The organism is Paenibacillus glycinis, assembly GCF_009909185.1.
GTDB lineage: Bacteria > Bacillota > Bacilli > Paenibacillales > Paenibacillaceae > Paenibacillus_Z > Paenibacillus_Z glycinis.
In genome coordinates, this window is sequence record NZ_JAAAMV010000002.1 from 402,443 (window position 1) to 419,847 (window position 17,405).

Genomic DNA, 17,405 nt, shown 5'->3' on the forward strand with positions numbered 1-17,405 from the left:
GGCCACGGCTTTCGAGTCCGGACGCCGGAACGGCCCCTTCGTTACTCCCGGCATTCCTCCCGCGTCGGCTTGACCTCGTACGGCACGCGCCTGCCGGCCATCGGTACCGTCCTGGCATCGAACCGTCCCGCGTAGCGGAATACCGGTCCCAGCACCGGATTCGCGATCTCGGCGGCGATCCTGTAGCAGGACGCCTCGTCGTCGTACCATTCGTGCACGTTCGCTCGCGCCGTCAGCCAATCCGGGAGCCGGAACCGAAGACGGCCTTCGTAGCAGCGCTGTTCGCCGGACCGGAGCAGCATGCCGCCGAGCGGCGAGACGTCCATCTCCAGATCGACCGCGAGATGCTGCCTCGTGCCCATGTAGTCGACGATGCAGCGGCGTTCCGAGCTGTGAATCATCGTCGCGTCGAATTTGCGGACGCCGTCCGGGAAGCGGAACCGGCGGCTCCACGTCACCGTTTCGCGGCCGTAGGAATCCGCGTACGCGTAGTTGGACACGGTGAACGGAACGCCCTCCCCGCCCCGCGGGAACATGATGTTCCGCGAAGACAGGAGCAGCAGCGGCGCAGCCGCCCATTTGGCGTACCAGACGCGTTCCATGACGCCTTCGCCGATGGAAGCCACGCCGGCTTCGCTGGCGAAGCCGAACCGCTCCCGAATGCGCGGATGCAGCCGCTCGAACTTTGAACCGAGCGCTCGTTCGTAGATGGATCTCATGCCCGGCCGCCTCCTCTCGCGCCGGGCTTGCGCCGGCAGCGCCCGGCCTGCGGCAGTTCTCGGCTCGTCACGTGCGCCGCCCCGCACAGGACGATCATCGCCGCCGCGAGCGCGGCCGGATTGTACGGCGATGCCAGCAGCGCGGGGTTGCCCGCGGCACCGGAGACGGCCAGCAGCAGTAGCAGCAGCGCCTGGAGCCGGTAATAGACCCTTGACCGGTGCAGGAACGGCGAGACCGTCCCGACCGCGATCTCCAGGATGCCGAGCAGCGCGAGCAGCGCGGGCCCCCATCCGCCCGGTATCCAGCCGGCCGCCTGCATGACGGCAAGCTCCCCGGTGCCGGGAAACAGCAGCTTCGGCAGCAGTCCTTGCCCGATCCATAAGCCGGCCAGCGCCGCTGCGCAGGCATAGTGGACGACGGCCTGGCGGATCAGGATTCGCGGGGGGATGCCCGCTTCCAGCCATATCCGAAGCAGGTCGAAGCTCCAAGCCGTGGCATAACCGAACACCGGGCGGAAGAGCCACCGGTCGAACAGGAGACCCGCCCAGCCGAACCGCGTCCGATAATCGTAACGGGTCGCGAATCGAATGGTTGGCGGTTCTCCTTCTTCGTCAAACTCGTGCAATCGCGTATATTTCCAATAGCCCGCGCCGCGGCTGATGAGCGACTGCGGCTGCTCGGAGCCGAACGACAGCGTGGACAGGCGTTCGTTCCGTATCGCGGAAATCTTCGTTCTCGTCTCGCCCGTCCCCGAGATTCGCAAGCCGAATCCGATCTGCGTCCGATAGGTAAACGTTTGCGTGCCGTCCTCCTTTTGCCGCGGATGATAATGAATGTCGGTGAAGCGCACATCCCACTGCCGATGCAGCTCCGGATGCTGCGTATGCAGCCAAAGCCGGTCCATGTCGGTGCGGATCACCGTTTCCACGTAAATCGGTTTTCTTCCCGCCGTCATTCCGATCAGCTCCTCTCTGGACCCAGTATAGCGGCATCCCGCGGGGGCTGAGCAGAACCAACATTCGTAGAACGCACGGCAAAAAGGGTACTAGATTCGCTAGTACCCCTGCTCGCGCCGTCTTTTGCGGCGGGCTTCTCGGCTGCAACGCATGCCCGCTCCAAGCGCTATATCGCCCCAATGCGCCGTGCATCAGGACGAGGTACGCCGGCGGCAGCCGCGCATCTCATTGCTCCGGTTTGTCCGGCGACATGCCGATGCGCTTCACTTTCTCGACGGCTTCCCGGCTGCTGCGGACCCCGAGCTTTTTGAGCATCTTGTTGACCTGGTTCTTGAGCGTGCTCTCCGCCTTGTACAGCTTGCGTTCGATCTCGGGCTGCGTGTAGCCGGCTTGAATGAGGTCGAACACTTCGCGCTCGGCCGCCGTCAGCTCCTTCAATTGCTCTTCGCGCTTCAGCCGCGCGAACTCCTTCAGCAGCGCGTCCATAGGCGCGGAATGATGATAAGCCGCGCGTATGGCATGCGGCAGGTGCAGGTAATTCGTCTTCTCGATGTAGTTGACGGCTCCTGCGGTGAACGCCTGCGTCATGACAGCTTCCTCGTTCATCGACGTGAGCATGATGATCTTGGCCGCCGGCGCGAGCTCGTGAATCTCCATCGCCGCGTACAAGCCTTCGTGCTTGCGGTCGGTCAGCTGAATATCCATCAGCACCACGTCGAAGGACAGCGTCCGGGCGAGCGCGGCCGCTTCGGGCGCGTTCGTCGCCGCGCCGACGACGAGCAGGTCCTCCTCCCGGTTCAGGAACGTGCTGATGGCTTTGATCCAATCCAGGTCGTCTTCGACCAGAAAAACGCGGATCACACTCATGGGAACGGTTCATTCCTTCCGTTGTTTCTTGCGCGGGAACGTCAGCGCGGCGCAGGTCCCGCCGCCGGCTGCGCCCGACAGGCTCAACGTTCCGCCGCTGAGCAGCATCACGTTGTAGGCGTAGGACAAGCCGAGCCCGTAATTGTCGACGCGGCTTTTGGTGCTGTAGAACGGTTCCATGACGCGCCGCAGTCGTTCCTTCGGAATGCCCGGCCCGTTATCCGATACGGTCAGCACGATATTGCGTTTGTTCCCGTCCAATGCGACATCCAGATGGCCGCCGCCTTCCATCGCTTCGACCGCGTTCATGATCAGGTTCCCGAGCACCTCCCGGATATGTATGGCGTCGAGCAGCAGCACCGGCCGCTCCAGCGGACTGAACGCGTGCGTGATGCCCCGTTCCTCCAGCAGCCCCGCATACCGGTCCAGACAGTCGCGGACGAGGTCGTCCAGGGCATGCGGCCGCTCGTGCAGCACGATGGCCTTCGTGCGGTGATGGATGCGCGTGACCATCTCCAGCATATGTTCGGAGGATTGCGCGATGATGGCGAGATGCTGGCGCGTATCGGCGTCGGCATCCGGAAGCTGATGGCGGAGATTCAGCGTGCTGAGCGAGATTTTCCCGATCTCGTTCTTGATCGTATGGTTCAGCATCGCGGTGCCCGAGCTCACGGCCTTCATCGTCGTATCGAGCGGATCGTGCTCGATCCGCAGCTTCACGCCCAAGAAGCCGTAGACGAACACGCAAAGCAGCGCCATCGAAAGCGAATAAATCATGAAGATCGAGATGTAAGCGAAAAAATCAAAGTCCGGCTTGATCGCGCGGGCGACATTGATGAACGCCAACGTCGCGAGCACGGTCGGAACGATGATAAGCGTCGTGATGAGCCGGTTACGCTTCCGCCGGGCGTCCTCTTCCTTCCAGAGCGCGCGCACCAGCACGTAACACGCCGCCCCGTAATAAGGACCGACCCAGCAGAGCAGCAGCGGGAAGTCGATCTCGAGCGCGGGCCACATCGGCGTCGCCGCCAGCATCAAACCCGCCGGAAAAAAAAGCAGCACGGCGGTCAACCGCCTTCTCGTCCTGCCGCGGGGCAAGCGTTCCGCGTATGCGAGGCTGAAGGCCAAAATGCCGCAGGGCGTGAAGGTCTGATTGACGTAGACCGCCGCATCCGCGAACCGCGGCCATCCCGCCTCCCGCAGCGTCGGCTCCGCGCCGCCGATCGAGGCGCAGACCAGGAAGAACGCCGCCCAGCGGTTCGTTTCGTGGCGGGGATTGCTGACCAGCAGCACGGCCGCGGCCGCCGACAACGCGAAGAAATAGAAGATCACGAGATGCCTTGAAGCGTTCCTTCCAGCCGCAATAGCTCGGCCTTCGCCCGCAAGCCGCCGCGGAAGCCGGTCAGCTTGCCGTTCTTCCCGACGACCCGATGGCACGGCACCACGATCATCACGGGATTGGCGCCGATGGCCAAGCCGACCGCGCGGACCGCGCCGGGCTTGCCGATCCGTTCCGCGATATCCGAATAAGCGCATAATTCGCCATGCGGGATCCGCTTCAGCTCCTGCCAGACGGATTGTTGGAAGTCGGTTCCGCGAAGGTCGACCGGGATGCCGAAGCTTACCTCCCCGCCGTGCAAATAGGCGTCCAGCGCCTCGACGTAAATCCGCATCGCCGCGTCGTCGCGAGCCGGCGCCGCGCCGGGAAGCCGTTTGCGCGCCCACGCTTCCAGTTCTTCGTACGGGGCATCCGGGGTGCCGACGTAGCACAGCCCCGCTTCCGTGGCCGCCAGATGCATGTTCCACATGCCGCTTTCCATCCTTGTCCATATCAGCTTAGTCATGATTATCTTCACCGGCTTTCCGATTCGATGGGGTTGCTAGTTCTTGCCTGTACTGAGAAGGAGAGCGGCCCACGGTCTTCAGGAATACGGTCGCGAAATGCGCCGCGTTAGAGATGCCGACGCGCGCCCCGACCTCGGCTACCGTGTACCGGGATTCGCGAAGCAGCCCTTTGGCGGCCTCGATCCGCACGCCGATCAAATATTCCGCCGGCGTCGCTCCCCGAATCCGCTTGAACGTCCGCTGCAGATGGAAAAGGCTGACATGCTGCTCCTCGGCCAACGATTGCAGCGTGATTCGTTCGGGATAATGCGCGCGGATCGACTCCGCGATCGCGTTGACCCATTCTTCGTCCGGCATCCGCAGGCCGTCCGGCTTGCAGCGCTTGCAGGGCCGGTAGCCGGCCGCGACGGCTGCGGCGGCGGAACCGAATACCCGCACGTTCTCGCGCTTGGGCGTCCTGGATCTGCACGAAGGCCGGCAGAAGATCCGCGTCGTGCTGACGCTGTAATAGAACCTGCCGTCTTGTCCGGCGTCGCTATTGACGATGGCGGACCATTTCGCGTCGGTCAAACATTCGGCGTCCGGCGTTTCCGTCTGCTTCGCCGCCGGCGTCCATACGGGCTCTTCCATCCTCGATGCCGTGTCGGTTGCGTCCGGTACCCCGGTTAAGTCCGTTGCCATGTCACCCACCTCCAAGCCAAAGTATACCCGCTTTGACGCCCGGATGTAACCATTTCGAAATAGAATAGCAAGATTACGAAAGCCGCGGTCCGCCCGAATGTGGTACAACTAGTAGAGAACCGCGGGGCGATCCGCCCACCAGAGGAGGAAAGTGCGTCCAATGACAGTAAACATCACGTTAACGCCGCCGGAAGCGTTCAGCTTCCCGCATATGCTCGGCTATATGGAACGATCCAGCAATGAATGCCTGTACCGCGTCGACGATGCAGTCCTCTCGCGGCTGATTCGCATCGGCGAAACGCCCGTCCTCGTCGTCCTGTCCGAGCTCGCGGACGGCAAGTTGTCCGTCGCTTGTCCGAATCTGCCGGAAGCGCAGGCTCGGGCAATGGAGGCGGACATCGTCGCTTATGTCCGCGATTGGTTCGACATGGACAGGGATCTGGCGCCGTTCCTCGAGCTGGCGAGCCGAGACGCCGTGCTGTCCGGGGCCGCCGAGCGATTCGGCGGCCTGCGCATCGTCGGCATCGCGGACTTGTTCGAGGCGCTCTGCTGGGGCATCATGGGCCAGCAGATCAACCTGACCTTCGCCTACGCGCTCAAACGGCGCTTCGTGGAAAAATTCGGCGAAGCCCTTGATTGGGACGGCGACCGGCATTGGTTGTTCCCCTCGCCCGAGCGCATCGCTGGCATCGATCCCGCGGAGCTGAGGGAGCTGCAATTCACGGGGCGCAAGGCCGAATACGTCATCGGTACCGCGCGGTTGATGGCCGACGGCGCGCTGTCGAAGGAAGGGCTGTTGGCGCTGCCCGACTGGACGGCCATGGAGAAGGCGCTCACCGGCATCCGCGGCATCGGCCCTTGGACGGCCAACTACGTGCTGATGCGCTGCCTGCGCATGCCCGGCGCTTTCCCGATCGAGGACGTCGGGCTGCATAACGCGCTCAAGACGGTGCTCGGCCGCGAGGACAAACCGTCCATCGCCGAGATTCGGGAGCTTTCCGCCGGTTGGGGCGAATGGAAAGCGTACGCGACGTTTTATTTGTGGCGGCTGCTCTACTGAGGACTGGCGGACGGAAGCTTCCCTCGCGCAGCATAAAGAAAAGCCGCCTGAGCGGCGGCTAGATGTCGAATTCCGATTTCGGTTTTCGCGGTTGTCGTTTGATTTTGTTTTGCACGGCCGGGAGATGCCTCATGCTGCGATGCATGGGGCCTTTGCAGATGGGGCAGCTTTGCTCGCTCTCGGCGAATTCTTCCCTCACCCACGCCTTGCACTCCGCGTTTTTGCATTTCCAAATCTTCGTCGGGATCAGCTTCGGTTTCTCATCTTCTGTCGTTGCCAACTGTAAGCATCCTTTCCATCCATCATGCTAATTCGTGGTTGAACTAAGTTTTCAATTGACGATTGCGTCTTTCGTGTTATATTATCTAACAAGAAAAACGAATAAACAACCATAATCGTTTTCTAGGGTTCCGCCGCGGCAGATTAGCTGACCGTCGGGCTGGTCCGAGAGAAAACGCACGGCAAGCGCTGTGTGCACGGAGGGATAAAAGCCCGGGAGGATATCAGTCGACGGATATCTCCTGCGCTTTTTTTATTTTAGCCATCATCGAAAGGGTTGTGCCGCGCATGAGAGAGGAAGCCAAACTGCCACGGACGCTGTCGTTGACGCAAGTCGTCTTCTTGGGACTTGCCTGGATGACGCCGATGATTTATTTCTCCATCTACGGAATCGCCTACGATTCGTCGTCGGGCATGCTGACGCAGGCTTACTTGCTAGCGTTCGTCGCCATTCTGTTCACCGCCTACAGCTACGGACTGATGTCCGTCGCCCATCCGACGTCCGGTTCCGCCTATACGTATGTAAAAAAATCCGTCCACCCCTATCTCGGCTTTCTCGTCGGCTGGGCGCTGCTGCTCGATTACTTGTTCTCTCCGATCATCGCTTGCCTGACGTTCGGCATCTACATGCACGCGCAATTCCCGGTCATCCCGGAATACGCGTGGATCATCGGCATCAACCTCGTCATCACGCTGGTGAACGTGAAGGGCGCTTCCTTCTCCGCCAACCTGAGCAAATGGTTCGTCCTGCTTCAAATCGGCTTCATCGCGCTCTTCTGCGCGCTGCTGATCCGCAATCTCCCGACGCTTCATGATCCCTTGGCGCCGCTGCTGCAGACGACCATCCCGATCGCGTCGATTCTGAGCGGCGTATCCATCATCTGTTTCTCGTTTCTCGGCTTCGACTCCATCACCACGATGGCGGAGGAAACCAAGAACGCCAAGAAGAACATCCCCCGTGCGATCGGCATTATTATTATAATCGCCAGCATCCTATATGTCACACCGTCTTATTTGACCCAGCTCGTATTTCCGAAAGCCATCGCGTTCGCCGATATCGACGCCGCCGGTCTCCAGATCGTCAAGATGGTCGGCGGGGCCGCGCTCGGCACCGTGTTCATCGCCGTGCTGCTCTTCGCGATCTTCACCCAAGGCGTGTCTTCGGTGGCGAGCGTCTCCCGGCTGATGTTCGTGATGGGACGCGAAAGGATTCTGCCGCCGCGCTGCTTCGCGTACGTGCATCCCAAATTAAAGACGCCGGTGGTCAATATTCTGATCGTCGCGATCGTCTCCCTGCTCTCGCTGGTCATCCAGCTCGACCTGGCCGTGAAATTCGTGAATTTCGGCGCGCTGACCGCCTTCTTCTTCGTTAATGTATCCGTCGTCAGCCATTATTACGCAAGAGAACGCCGTCGTTCCTTCTCCGGAACGCTGCTCTATCTGATCCTTCCGACCCTCGGGGCCGGCATCGTCGGCTGGCTGTTCCTGCTGCTCAGCAAGGACGCCTTGATGATGGGGCTCGCTTGGCTGCTCGCCGGAATCGTCTACAACGCGCGGAACACCGCCTTCGCAAAAGGCCTGCTGGCCCGCAGGAAGCTGCAAGCGCGCAAGGGCGCATAGCCTCGCGCAGGCGCTCGCATGCAAAAAAGCACCCGCTGCCGGGTGCTTTTTTGCATTTCATGATGTATCCGCGCGAAGCGCTTCGTTAGTCGCGAATCAATCGTTGACCGTATTCGGAGCCGCGCCGAGGCTGCCCGTCTCGATCAGGCTGCGCAGATCGGGCTCGATCGCCGCAGGATCGGTCGTCGCCGGATACTGCTTCACGACATGGCCTTCTTTGTCGACGAGGAACTTGACGAAGTTCCACTCGATATCGCCCGTATGGTACGGAGCCGGCACTTCGTCGACGAGATATTTGAACAGCGGGTGCGCATCGTCGCCTTTCACGTCGATCTTGGCGAACATCGGGAACGTGACCGAATAGTTCAGCTCGCAAAATTGCGCGATTTCCTCGTTCGTGCCCGGTTCCTGGCCTTTGAACTGGTTGCAGGGGAAGCCGAGGACGACGACGCCTTCATCCTTGAAATTGTCGTAAATATGCTGCAGTCCCTTGTAATGCGGCGTCAGGCCGCAGGCGCTTGCCGTGTTGACGATCAGCAGAACCTTGCCTTCGTAAGCCGCCAGCGTCTGTTCCGTCCCGTCGATCGTGGTGACGTTGAAATCATAAATACGCATGCTTTGTCCCTCCCGATATCGGTCATTCGTACATTTCGCTTAATTAAATTGCATAAAATCATTATAGACGAATACCGGAAGCGGGAGCAAATTTTATTATCGACAAGGCGTACGCATCCGAATCGCGGCTTTTTTGTTTGCACGAACAAATAGGAGCGCCGCTCGCGTCCGTTGGTCGGCGAAGCATCAGGCGTCGCGGCTCAAGGCATGCTGCAGCTGGCCCGCAAGCTGCTCGGGGTCGTCCCACACGATCGGCCGCACGCCCGCTGGGCGGCTGCCGCCGGATGCCGACGAGCGGCAGGTCCAGGCCACCGGGATCTCGTTGCCGATCGCGTAGCCGGCGTACATCCATGTCTCGGCCTCCGGCTCCGAGATGTCGGCGATCAACAGCTTGCAGGTCAGTACCTGCTGCATCGCTTCATGAACAGGCTTGGCGGAAGGACTCCGTCCCTCCACCTGCAGCAGCTTCGGCGCATAGCCCAGCTGAATCAGCCGCGGAAACACCGTCTCCATCCATGCCTGCGCCAGCTCCTCCGCGCCTTCCGGCAGCAAGACGAAGCAGGGCTTGAGCGACTTGCCCGACGCGCTGGATTCCGCCTCCAGCCACCCCTTGTCCGTAAGGCGGAACGTCGAGCCGATCCGTTCGATCATGCCTTCTTCCTTCAGCTTCTCGGCGATATAGACGAGCTCCTGCAGGTTCAACGAGTACGTCAGATTGAAGCTTTGCGAGAATTGATTGATCACGACCGGATCGTCAGGCCCGCTCGCGTGACGGTGCAAATACCGCAGCAGGCGCAGGCCCTTCTCCTCTGTAGTCAACGGGACTTGCGGCGACAGCAGAATGGCGTCCCGTTCGTCGAACGAGACGATCACCACTTCCTCGCAGTCGCTTTTCTCCCGGATGTAGGCGGAGATAATCGGGAACATGTTTCGTTTATCCGAATAAGACAGCTGCCGGAACGGCTCGTAACTGTCGTCCTTCAGGCCGTAGGCGCCGCTTGGCGAGCAGAGGCAGTTCATGTACCATTCGCTGCCGCCTTTATGTCTCACCTGCACGAGCGAATCGCAGAACAGGCATCTCTTGGTGTCCAATACTTCCATGGTGTCATCATCCTCTCCTTATCAAGGATTCGGATCGTCCGCCGCGATAGAGGGTGCGGGCGGCATTAAGTTTTTCTCATGTTTGATGTACCCGTATCGCCATCCTTTGACGCGCGCCAAATTTTACCGTCCCATTCGACGGCATCGCCCGGCGCGACGCCTTCCGCCACCTTCTCCCCGGCAAGCCGCAGCGACTTGCCGCCGATTATGACCGTCACGCCGTTATGGTCCGCTTCCGTTACGAGACCGATACGCCGAATGACGCAATGACTGCCCTCTCCGGCAAATTCCGTCATGTCGCCTCTCCCCTTCCTTCATGACGCGCTCTCATTCATGCCCCATCTTCGCTCAGCCCCTCGCGCGCGGCGTTGGAGTTCGCGACGAGCAGCGCGCAATGACTGTCCTCGCGAGCCGTCATGCCTCCCCGCAACCTGCTACGCTCGGCGTCCGCGAATGCAACCTCAACAAGGACGACCGGGATTTGAACCCGATCGTCCTCTCCGCCGCTGCCGGCTAATCGCGTTCATAGATCGATCCGGAACGGCTGGCGTAAAATTCGGTGTACACCTTCTCGGCGTACGCATCCGTCATGCCGGCGATATAATCCGCCACCATCCGCTCCCACGGCCATTTGCTGCGCTGCCGTTCGTAGCTCTCGAGCCAGTCCGGCGGTATGATCAGCCGGCCCGATTCCGGCGTCCTGAAGCTGTCCCAGAGCCGCCTAATCATGATCTCGCTGCGCTTGTGCAGGCGCTGCACGCGGAAATCCTTGATCAAGGTAACCCAAGCGAGCTTCTTCAAGATTTCCATCGTCCGCAGCAGCTCAAGATCCTGAACGCCGTCGCGGATGAACGTCACCCGTTTCCAGCCCGTCGCGGGATCGTCGATGATGCCCACGCCGCTGACGAATTTGCGCACCCAGCGCGCCTTCATCTCCCGGCGCGTGCGCGAGGGCTCCCTGCCGCATTCCACGTAGATGGTTTCCCATTGCTGCAGGTAATGGAGCAGCGCCTGCTTCACCATCAGCTTCATGTCGACCTGTTCCCAATGCATGACGGCGTTGCCGGGATCGTCGATGATTTCCTGCATGACGCTCTCGATGAGCCGGTCGTCCTCGAACAGGCTGGTGTTCATCTGAATCTTGCCGGCGCGGATACCGTCCTCGATATCGTGCGTGGAGTAGGCGATGTCGTCGCATAAGTCCATCAATTGGGCTTCCAGCGTCGCGCAGCCATCCGGCATGCCCCATGCTTTGCGCAGGGAGGCGATGCCCTCCCACTCCATGCCGTACACGCCTTTGAGCCGGCCGGGATCCTCCAGGCTGAACGGATATTTATTGATCGCCAGCAGCACGGCGGCCGTCAGATCGAGACCGCTGTCGCTGCCCGCGCGCTTCTCCAGGAACATCAGGATACGGAAATTCTGCGCATTGCCCTCGTATTTGAGCCCGCATTCGTCCATCAGGATATCGTTCAGCACTTCTTCTCCCTTATGGCCGAACGGGGGATGGCCCAAGTCATGCGCCAGCGAAGCGCATTCGACCACTTCGGGATCCATCATGAGACCCGGATGCTCGCGCTTAGCCAGGAACGGGTTGTTCTTGCAGAGCTTCCGCGCTACCTCGCGGGCGATCTGCGACACTTCCAGCGAATGCGTCAGCCGCGTCCGGTAATAGTCGCCGGAGCCCGCGCCGAACACTTGCGATTTCCCCTGCAGGCGCCGGAACGCCGGCGATTGGATCAACCTGGCATAGTCCTTCTCAAACTCGTCCCGATCCTCGCTGGAGTGGATGTTCTCGTAATCAAAAAGCCGCATTTTACGTACGTTCATGCTCATCCGCCTCCGTTTCTCTCTCGTTTCTCTTATTTTATGTAGAACGTTCGGGAATAGCAAATAAAAAACCTCTCAAGCTGACGAATCAGGGCAGATGGCCTGACGTCAACTTGTGAGGTTTGGGTCATGAATCGTAATTTATGCGGAAGTCAGTTGGCGCATTAGCCTTCCAGCAGCAAGGATTCCGGATCTTCCAGCAGTTCCTTGACGGTCACGAGGAAGCGAACGGCTTCCGAGCCGTCGACGATGCGGTGATCGTACGAGAGCGCGATGTACATCATCGGGCGGTTTTCCATCTCCGTCGCGTTGATGGCGACCGGACGGATTTGGATCTTGTGCATGCCCAGAATGCCGACTTGCGGCGCGTTCAGGATCGGCGTGGAGAGCAAGGAGCCGAAGACGCCGCCGTTCGTGATCGTGAACGTGCCGCCCTGCAGATCGTTCAGTCCCAGCGTGTTCGCGCGCGCTTTGCCCGCCAAATCGCCGATTTCCTTCTCGATCTGGGCGAAGCTCAGACGGTCCGCGTCGCGAACGACCGGCACGACGAGGCCTTCTTTCGCGGAGACCGCGATGCCGATGTCGTAGTATTGCTTCACGAGAATTTCATCGCCTTGGATCTCGGCGTTCAGCAGCGGGAATGCCTTCAGCGCGCCGATGACCGCTTTCGTGAAGAACGACATGAAGCCGAGGCCGACTTCGTGCTTCTCTTGGAAGGCTTGCTTCCGGCGTTTGCGGACGTCCAGGATGGCCGTCATGTCGACTTCGTTGAACGTCGTCAGCATCGCTGCCGTATGCTGCGCTTCCACGAGGCGCTTCGCGATCGTGATGCGGCGGCGGGACATCTTGCGGCGCTCGGCAGGTTTGCCGGGCTCGGCTGCAGGTGCCGATGCCGCAGGCGCTTGCGGTGCCGGCACAGCTGCAGGCACTGCCGCAGAAACGGCGGTGCCGTGGGCCGCGATGTCTTCTTGGCGGATACGGCCAAGCGGATCGTTCGACTGCACTTGCGTCAGATCGATGCCGCGTTCTCTGGCCAGCTTGCGCGCGGCAGGCGTAGCGGAGATCGACGCCGCGTCCGCGGACGCCGGCGCAGCTGCAGGCGTCGATGCCGCCACGGCAGGCTTCTGTTCTTGAACGACAGGAGCAACAGGCTCGGCTGCAGGGGCAGCGCTGGGAGCAGCGGCCGCAGGAGCGCTCGCCGCAGCCTCGCCGCCGATCACGCCGATCGTTTCGCCGACGGCTACCGTGTCGCCTTCGGCGCGAAGAAGCTGGCCGACGACGCCGGCCTGCTCCGCGCTGATCTCGATGTTGACCTTGTCTGTTTCAAGCTCGGCCAGGACGTCGCCGACGTTGACGCTGTCGCCGACTTTCACATGCCACTTGGAAATCGTGCCTTCTACGATCGATTCGCCCATCTCGGGTACTTTGATATCGTTCATTGCCTACTTCTCTCCTTGGCTGTTAGCGTTTAATGTACTGCGGTTAAGGGCGACCGAAATGATGCGCTGTTGTTCGATGACGTGTACGTTGTGGAAGCCCGTCGCCGTGCTGGAACGTTTCGGCCGGCCGACGTAACGGACCGTCGTTTTGTCGGATACGCGAGCGCGGATACGAGGCTCGACATAATTCCAAGCGCCCATGTTTTGCGGCTCTTCTTGTACCCAAAGCACTTCTTTGACGTTCGGGAAGCGCGCGATGATTTGTTCCACGTCGGATTTCGGGAACGGGTAAAGCTGTTCCACGCGCGCGATATGGAGCCAATCCCAAGCATCCGCGGACTCGCCTTCCTTCAGCTCGAGACCCGCTTCCAGGTCGATGGCCACTTTGCCCGTGCAGAAGATCAAGCGTTCGACTTTGTCCGCTTTCTTGCCGAGGCCCGGCTGTTCCAGCACCAGCTTGAACGAGCCTTCGGACAGCTCGGACGGCTCGGATGCGACGCTTGCGTTACGGATCAAGCTTTTCGGCGACATCACGATCAGCGGACGCGCTTCTTCCGTGTTCAAAATCGCGGCTTGGCGGCGAAGCAGATGGAAATACTGCGATGCCGACGTCATGTTGACGATCGTCAGATTGTCTTCGGCCGCCAGCTGCAGGTAACGTTCCAGCCTAGCGCTGGAATGCTCCGGTCCATTGCCTTCGTAACCGTGCGGCAGCAGCATGATGAGGCCGGATTGCTGTCTCCATTTCACGCGGCTCGCCGTGATGAATTGGTCGACGATGACCTGCGCGCAGTTGGCGAAGTCGCCGTACTGCGCTTCCCAGATCACGAGCGTTTCCGGCGAGAACACGTTGTACCCGTATTCGAAGCCGAGCACGGACGCTTCAGCCAGCGGGCTGTTGTGCAGCGCGAAGGAAGCTTTCGCTTGCGGCAGCGTATGCATCGGAGAGTACGTCGCATTGTTGGTCGGGTCATGCAGCACCAAGTTGCGGAACGCGAACGTCGCGCGTTCCACGTCTTGTCCGCTCAAGCGGATCGGCGTGCCGTCGGACAATATCGTCGCGAAGGCAAGCGATTCCGCGAGTCCCCAATCGACCTTGCCGCCCTTGTCCAGCGCCCCTGCGCGGCGCGTCAGGATCCGTTCGAGCTTGTCGTTCACCTTGAAGCCTTCGGGCCACTTCAGCAAATCCGCGTTGATTTCGCGCAGCTTCTTCAGCGAAACGCCCGTCGCGATGTCTTTTTTGCGGCGTTTGCTGCCGACATCGTCGATTTTTGGCTGTTTATGGTTCTTGTCGTTCCCTTTCACTTCGTCCAGGGCCGCTTGCAGCTTCGCTAGACCGTTCTTGCGCAAAGCCGCGACCTGCTCCTCCGTCACGAAGCCTTTCTCCTTCAGCTTCTCGGCATAGAGGCGCGCGATCACCGCGTGACTGTTCACTTTCTTGTACACGAGCGGTTGCGTCGTTTCCGGGTCGTCCGTTTCATTATGACCATAACGGCGGTAACCGATCAGATCGATCAGGAAATCTTTATGAAACTTTTGGCGGTACTCGCAAGCCATGCGGACTGCCGCGATACAAGCTTCCGGGTCGTCCGCGCTGACGTGAACGATCGGGATCTCGTAGCCCTTGGCCAGGTCGCTCGCGTAATACGTCGAACGGGAATCCAGGCTGTCCGTCGTGAATCCGAGACGGTTGTTGCCGATGATGTGGATCGTGCCGCCGCTCTCGTAGCCGCGCAGCTTCTTGAAGTTCAGCGTTTCCGCTACGATGCCCTCGCCCGGAAATGCCGCGTCGCCGTGGATGAGCACGCCTGCCGCGCTGCCGAAGTCCGATACGGGATAACCGGCCTTGGAACGGTCGTCCTGCGCGGCGCGCGCGAAGCCCGCGACGACCGGATTGACGTATTCCAAGTGGCTCGGGTTGTTGGCCAGCGTAATGCGCGTCTCGACCGTCTCGCCTTCCTTCACCGAACGGTGGGCGCCAAGGTGGTATTTCACGTCGCCCGTCCAGCCGGTGTTGATACCGAGGGCGCCTTCGGCCATATCTTTATTGGCCGAATGGTGGAACTCCGCGAAGATAGCCGCATACGGCTTGCCGAGCACGTGCGTCAGCACGTTCAGGCGCCCGCGGTGGGCCATGCCCATGAGAATATGCCGTGCGCCGTCATGAGCGACTTCTCTCACGACTTCGTCCAGCATCGGCACCAGCGTATCGATTCCTTCGATGGAAAAGCGTTTTTGGCCGACAAACGAGCGGTGGATGAACGTTTCGAATTGTTCGACGTCGATCAGGCGCTGCAGGAGCCCGATGCGCTCTTGCGCGGTCATCGGTTTGCTGCTCATGACGAGCTCGGCTTGACGTCGCAGCCAGAGGCGCTCGTCCTGCTCGTGGATATGGGCGAACTCGAAGCCGAACGACTTCATGTAAACGTCCTTCAAATGTTGGATCGCTTGCTTGCCGTTTCCGATCGTTTCCGGCGCTTCTTCCCAAATCAGCGAAGCAGGAATAGCCTCGAGATCCTCGTCAGTCAGCTTGAACGTGGAAGGTTCGAGCAAGCGAGTGTCCGGAGGCGGCGTCAGGCCGAGCGGATCGTTGTCGGCGGCCAGATGGCCGAACGTGCGGATGTTGCGCACGAGTTTGCCGGCGTTCACGATTTTTTTCAGATAAGCGGGATCGATCGTCTTGATGCTATTGGAACCGTCCGTCGTTACCTTGAGCGGTGGATTCACGTTCACGCTGCTGCCTGCCGATACGGAAGGCGGCGGTCCCCACTTCTCAAATAATTCCTTCACGGCGGGATCTACGTCGTTCGGGTTGCGCAAAAAGCGCTCGTACATTTCTTCGATGTACCCTAGGTTCGGACCGTAATAGAGCTCCCAAGGCGACTTGCGGTCAATACTGTCTGCTGTCATTAACGGCTACCTCCATCAATAGTTGTACAACGGGCGCGTATAATGCCTTCTTGTTCCAATAACCCGTTATAACGTTCATCCATATATGATACCAGAAGTAAATGGGAGGAACAAATAATGTGACAAATGTCCTCATAATCTTCATATTTGCGACCTCCTTCATTCGACAGCGCTGGCAGATTCCGTAAAAAAGGCTGTCCGCATCCAATTTTCGGATGCACGGACAGCCTTATCGTTAACCGATCGCGATCAGGAAAGCGCGCGAACCGGCTCTTCTTCCTCGTCGTCCGTCTCGTCCTTCTTCGCGCCATTGATCAACAAGGCGGTGATCAGGATAAACGCGATGAGCGCCAGGAACGGAATGGTGACGTATCCGCCGAACCAATCCAGGTAATCCTCGCTGCACGGTACGCCTACCGTGCATGGGAGAACGCGGGCCAAGGCCGGAATTTGCTGCTCCAAATAATGGTACAACGATATGCAGCCTCCGACGATGGACAGCGGCAGCACGTAGCGGATGATTTTGCGATCCTGGTTGTAGCAGGCGATGCCGAGCAGAATGACGATGGGATACATGAAGATCCGTTGATACCAGCATAGGTTGCAAGGAATGAATTTCATGATTTCGCTTAAGTACAGACTGCTTCCGACCGCGACGATCGATACGACCCAGGCGAAATAAAGGGCGTACCGGCTAAAGAAGGCCAGGAACGGCGACTTCGGCGTCATTCGGATTTACCTGCCGCGAGGGCATCCTCGATCGCCGCTTTGATCGCGCCGTAATCGGCGAATTGACCGGTGAACATCTTGCCGTTGATGAACAGCGTCGGCGTCGATTGGACGTTCGCTTTTTGCGCGTCGGCGTTGCTCTTGGTGACTTCCTTTTCATACGTTTTCCCGTCGATGTCTTTCTTCAACAGGTCGTAGTCGATCCCGACATTGTTGTCTTTCGCCAGTTTCACGAGATAATCCGGCGTTGCCCACAACGTTTTCTCGTCGGGTTGATTCTTGTAAAGGGCGTCGTAGTATTTCCAGAACGCGTCGTTATTCTGATGGAAGACGGAATGGGCGGCAGACGCGGCGGTCAGGGAATCGGGTCCGATAAACGCGAAATCCTTGAAGTACAACGCCACTTTTCCGGTGTCGATATACTCCTTCTCCAGCACCGGCTTCACCTGTTGGCTGAAAATCTGGCAGGACGGGCACTTGTAATCGCCGAACTCTACGATTTTGACGGGCGCGTCGGCCTTGCCGAGGACGGGAAGATTCGCGTAATCGAAATCGGTCGGGTTCGACCGCGGCGTGAAGACGAGTGCCGCGACAATGCCGAGCACGACGACGATGGCGGTCCCCCATATCAGCTTTCTCATCGTTTTGCGCTGCTTCTCCTGCCTTTCCAGCTCGGCTTTCCGCTGGCTCTTGTACGCCGTTTTCTTGATCGGTTGCGTCATCTATTTCCCTTCCTTTTCTATCAGTCTACTC

The 17,405-nt window shown here is 59.8% G+C and carries 17 protein-coding genes and 1 riboswitch; of the genes, 2 read left to right on the forward strand and 15 right to left on the reverse strand.

Annotated features, from left to right (window positions below):
• Positions 1 to 41: 41 nt before the first annotated feature.
• The 6 genes from GT019_RS05855 to GT019_RS05880 form a co-directional block, all read right to left on the reverse strand.
• Entirely contained in the window at positions 42 to 719 is a 678-nt protein-coding gene (locus tag GT019_RS05855; protein WP_161741808.1) for a DUF4166 domain-containing protein, read from the reverse strand.
• The gene (locus GT019_RS05860) at positions 716 to 1,675 is read right to left on the reverse strand and encodes a DoxX-like family protein (RefSeq protein ID WP_161741809.1); all 960 of its coding nucleotides are present in this window, start codon (positions 1,673 to 1,675) and stop codon (positions 716 to 718) included. The genes GT019_RS05855 and GT019_RS05860 overlap by 4 nt, the downstream gene beginning before the upstream one ends.
• Before the next feature lie 226 nt (positions 1,676 to 1,901).
• The gene (locus GT019_RS05865) at positions 1,902 to 2,543 is read right to left on the reverse strand and encodes a response regulator transcription factor (RefSeq protein ID WP_161741810.1); all 642 of its coding nucleotides are present in this window, start codon (positions 2,541 to 2,543) and stop codon (positions 1,902 to 1,904) included.
• A gap of 9 nt (positions 2,544 to 2,552) precedes the next feature.
• The gene (locus GT019_RS05870; protein ID WP_161741811.1) at positions 2,553 to 3,875 is read right to left on the reverse strand and encodes a sensor histidine kinase; all 1,323 of its coding nucleotides are present in this window, start codon (positions 3,873 to 3,875) and stop codon (positions 2,553 to 2,555) included.
• A complete protein-coding gene (locus GT019_RS05875) occupies positions 3,872 to 4,387 on the reverse strand; it encodes a methylated-DNA--[protein]-cysteine S-methyltransferase (RefSeq protein ID WP_161741812.1) in 516 nt (171 codons plus the stop codon). The genes GT019_RS05870 and GT019_RS05875 overlap by 4 nt, the downstream gene beginning before the upstream one ends.
• Positions 4,380 to 5,018 (reverse strand): bifunctional transcriptional activator/DNA repair enzyme AdaA, encoded by a 639-nt coding sequence (locus tag GT019_RS05880; RefSeq protein ID WP_161742149.1) that lies wholly within the window; start codon positions 5,016 to 5,018, stop codon positions 4,380 to 4,382. Before GT019_RS05880 ends, GT019_RS05875 begins: the two co-directional genes overlap by 8 nt.
• Positions 5,019 to 5,229: 211 nt before the next feature.
• Here GT019_RS05880 and GT019_RS05885 point away from each other — a divergent pair, with 211 nt between their 5' ends.
• On the forward strand, positions 5,230 to 6,129 hold the full coding sequence (locus tag GT019_RS05885) for a DNA-3-methyladenine glycosylase 2 (protein ID WP_161741813.1): 900 nt from the start codon (positions 5,230 to 5,232) through the stop codon (positions 6,127 to 6,129).
• A 58-nt stretch (positions 6,130 to 6,187) separates the two neighbouring features.
• Here GT019_RS05885 and GT019_RS05890 read toward each other — a convergent pair whose 3' ends face one another.
• On the reverse strand, positions 6,188 to 6,409 hold the full coding sequence (locus GT019_RS05890) for a cold-inducible protein YdjO-related protein (protein ID WP_161741814.1): 222 nt from the start codon (positions 6,407 to 6,409) through the stop codon (positions 6,188 to 6,190).
• Between the two features lie 111 nt (positions 6,410 to 6,520).
• Positions 6,521 to 6,630: riboswitch (guanidine-I (ykkC/yxkD leader) on the forward strand.
• Between the two features lie 66 nt (positions 6,631 to 6,696).
• Between GT019_RS05890 and GT019_RS05895 the strand changes: the two genes are divergently transcribed.
• Positions 6,697 to 8,028 (forward strand): APC family permease, encoded by a 1,332-nt coding sequence (locus GT019_RS05895; RefSeq protein ID WP_161741815.1) that lies wholly within the window; start codon positions 6,697 to 6,699, stop codon positions 8,026 to 8,028.
• A gap of 96 nt (positions 8,029 to 8,124) precedes the next feature.
• Here GT019_RS05895 and GT019_RS05900 read toward each other — a convergent pair whose 3' ends face one another.
• The 8 genes from GT019_RS05900 to GT019_RS05935 form a co-directional block, all read right to left on the reverse strand.
• Positions 8,125 to 8,643, reverse strand: coding sequence for a glutathione peroxidase (locus GT019_RS05900; protein ID WP_161741816.1), 519 nt, complete (start codon positions 8,641 to 8,643; stop codon positions 8,125 to 8,127).
• 186 nt (positions 8,644 to 8,829) lie between these two features.
• A complete protein-coding gene (locus GT019_RS05905) occupies positions 8,830 to 9,744 on the reverse strand; it encodes a hypothetical protein (protein ID WP_161741817.1) in 915 nt (304 codons plus the stop codon).
• A 65-nt stretch (positions 9,745 to 9,809) separates the two neighbouring features.
• Positions 9,810 to 10,040: a hypothetical protein gene (locus GT019_RS05910; protein ID WP_161741818.1), complete on the reverse strand. Its 231-nt coding sequence runs from the start codon at positions 10,038 to 10,040 to the stop codon at positions 9,810 to 9,812.
• 217 nt (positions 10,041 to 10,257) lie between these two features.
• Positions 10,258 to 11,574, reverse strand: coding sequence for a deoxyguanosinetriphosphate triphosphohydrolase family protein (locus GT019_RS05915; protein WP_161741819.1), 1,317 nt, complete (start codon positions 11,572 to 11,574; stop codon positions 10,258 to 10,260).
• A 164-nt stretch (positions 11,575 to 11,738) separates the two neighbouring features.
• Positions 11,739 to 13,013, reverse strand: a complete 1,275-nt coding sequence (odhB, locus tag GT019_RS05920) for a 2-oxoglutarate dehydrogenase complex dihydrolipoyllysine-residue succinyltransferase (protein WP_161741821.1) — start codon at positions 13,011 to 13,013, stop codon at positions 11,739 to 11,741.
• A gap of 3 nt (positions 13,014 to 13,016) precedes the next feature.
• A complete protein-coding gene (locus GT019_RS05925) occupies positions 13,017 to 15,923 on the reverse strand; it encodes a 2-oxoglutarate dehydrogenase E1 component (protein ID WP_161741822.1) in 2,907 nt (968 codons plus the stop codon).
• A gap of 249 nt (positions 15,924 to 16,172) precedes the next feature.
• Positions 16,173 to 16,652, reverse strand: a complete 480-nt coding sequence (locus tag GT019_RS05930; protein WP_161741823.1) for a disulfide oxidoreductase — start codon at positions 16,650 to 16,652, stop codon at positions 16,173 to 16,175.
• Positions 16,649 to 17,374 carry a DsbA family protein gene (locus GT019_RS05935; RefSeq protein ID WP_235946923.1) on the reverse strand — a complete coding sequence of 242 codons (726 nt, stop codon included), beginning with the start codon at positions 17,372 to 17,374 and terminating at the stop codon, positions 16,649 to 16,651. The genes GT019_RS05930 and GT019_RS05935 overlap by 4 nt, the downstream gene beginning before the upstream one ends.
• Positions 17,375 to 17,405 lie beyond the last annotated feature (31 nt).

Bases quoted from the DNA above. Each gene is read 5' to 3' on its own strand.
- GT019_RS05855 (WP_161741808.1), bottom strand. From the start codon at position 719: ATGAGATCCATCTACGAACGAGCGCTCGGTTCAAAGTTCGAGCGGCTG.
- GT019_RS05860 (WP_161741809.1), bottom strand. From the start codon at position 1,675: ATGACGGCGGGAAGAAAACCGATTTACGTGGAAACGGTGATCCGCACC.
- GT019_RS05865 (WP_161741810.1), bottom strand. From the start codon at position 2,543: ATGAGTGTGATCCGCGTTTTTCTGGTCGAAGACGACCTGGATTGGATC.
- GT019_RS05875 (WP_161741812.1), bottom strand. From the start codon at position 4,387: ATGACTAAGCTGATATGGACAAGGATGGAAAGCGGCATGTGGAACATG.
- GT019_RS05880 (WP_161742149.1), bottom strand. From the start codon at position 5,018: ATGGAAGAGCCCGTATGGACGCCGGCGGCGAAGCAGACGGAAACGCCG.
- GT019_RS05885 (WP_161741813.1), top strand. From the start codon at position 5,230: ATGACAGTAAACATCACGTTAACGCCGCCGGAAGCGTTCAGCTTCCCG.
- GT019_RS05895 (WP_161741815.1), top strand. From the start codon at position 6,697: ATGAGAGAGGAAGCCAAACTGCCACGGACGCTGTCGTTGACGCAAGTC.
- GT019_RS05900 (WP_161741816.1), bottom strand. From the start codon at position 8,643: ATGCGTATTTATGATTTCAACGTCACCACGATCGACGGGACGGAACAG.
- GT019_RS05905 (WP_161741817.1), bottom strand. From the start codon at position 9,744: ATGGAAGTATTGGACACCAAGAGATGCCTGTTCTGCGATTCGCTCGTG.
- GT019_RS05910 (WP_161741818.1), bottom strand. From the start codon at position 10,040: ATGACGGAATTTGCCGGAGAGGGCAGTCATTGCGTCATTCGGCGTATC.
- GT019_RS05915 (WP_161741819.1), bottom strand. From the start codon at position 11,574: ATGAACGTACGTAAAATGCGGCTTTTTGATTACGAGAACATCCACTCC.
- odhB (WP_161741821.1), bottom strand. From the start codon at position 13,013: ATGAACGATATCAAAGTACCCGAGATGGGCGAATCGATCGTAGAAGGC.
- GT019_RS05925 (WP_161741822.1), bottom strand. From the start codon at position 15,923: ATGACAGCAGACAGTATTGACCGCAAGTCGCCTTGGGAGCTCTATTAC.
- GT019_RS05930 (WP_161741823.1), bottom strand. From the start codon at position 16,652: ATGACGCCGAAGTCGCCGTTCCTGGCCTTCTTTAGCCGGTACGCCCTT.
- GT019_RS05935 (WP_235946923.1), bottom strand. From the start codon at position 17,374: ATGACGCAACCGATCAAGAAAACGGCGTACAAGAGCCAGCGGAAAGCC.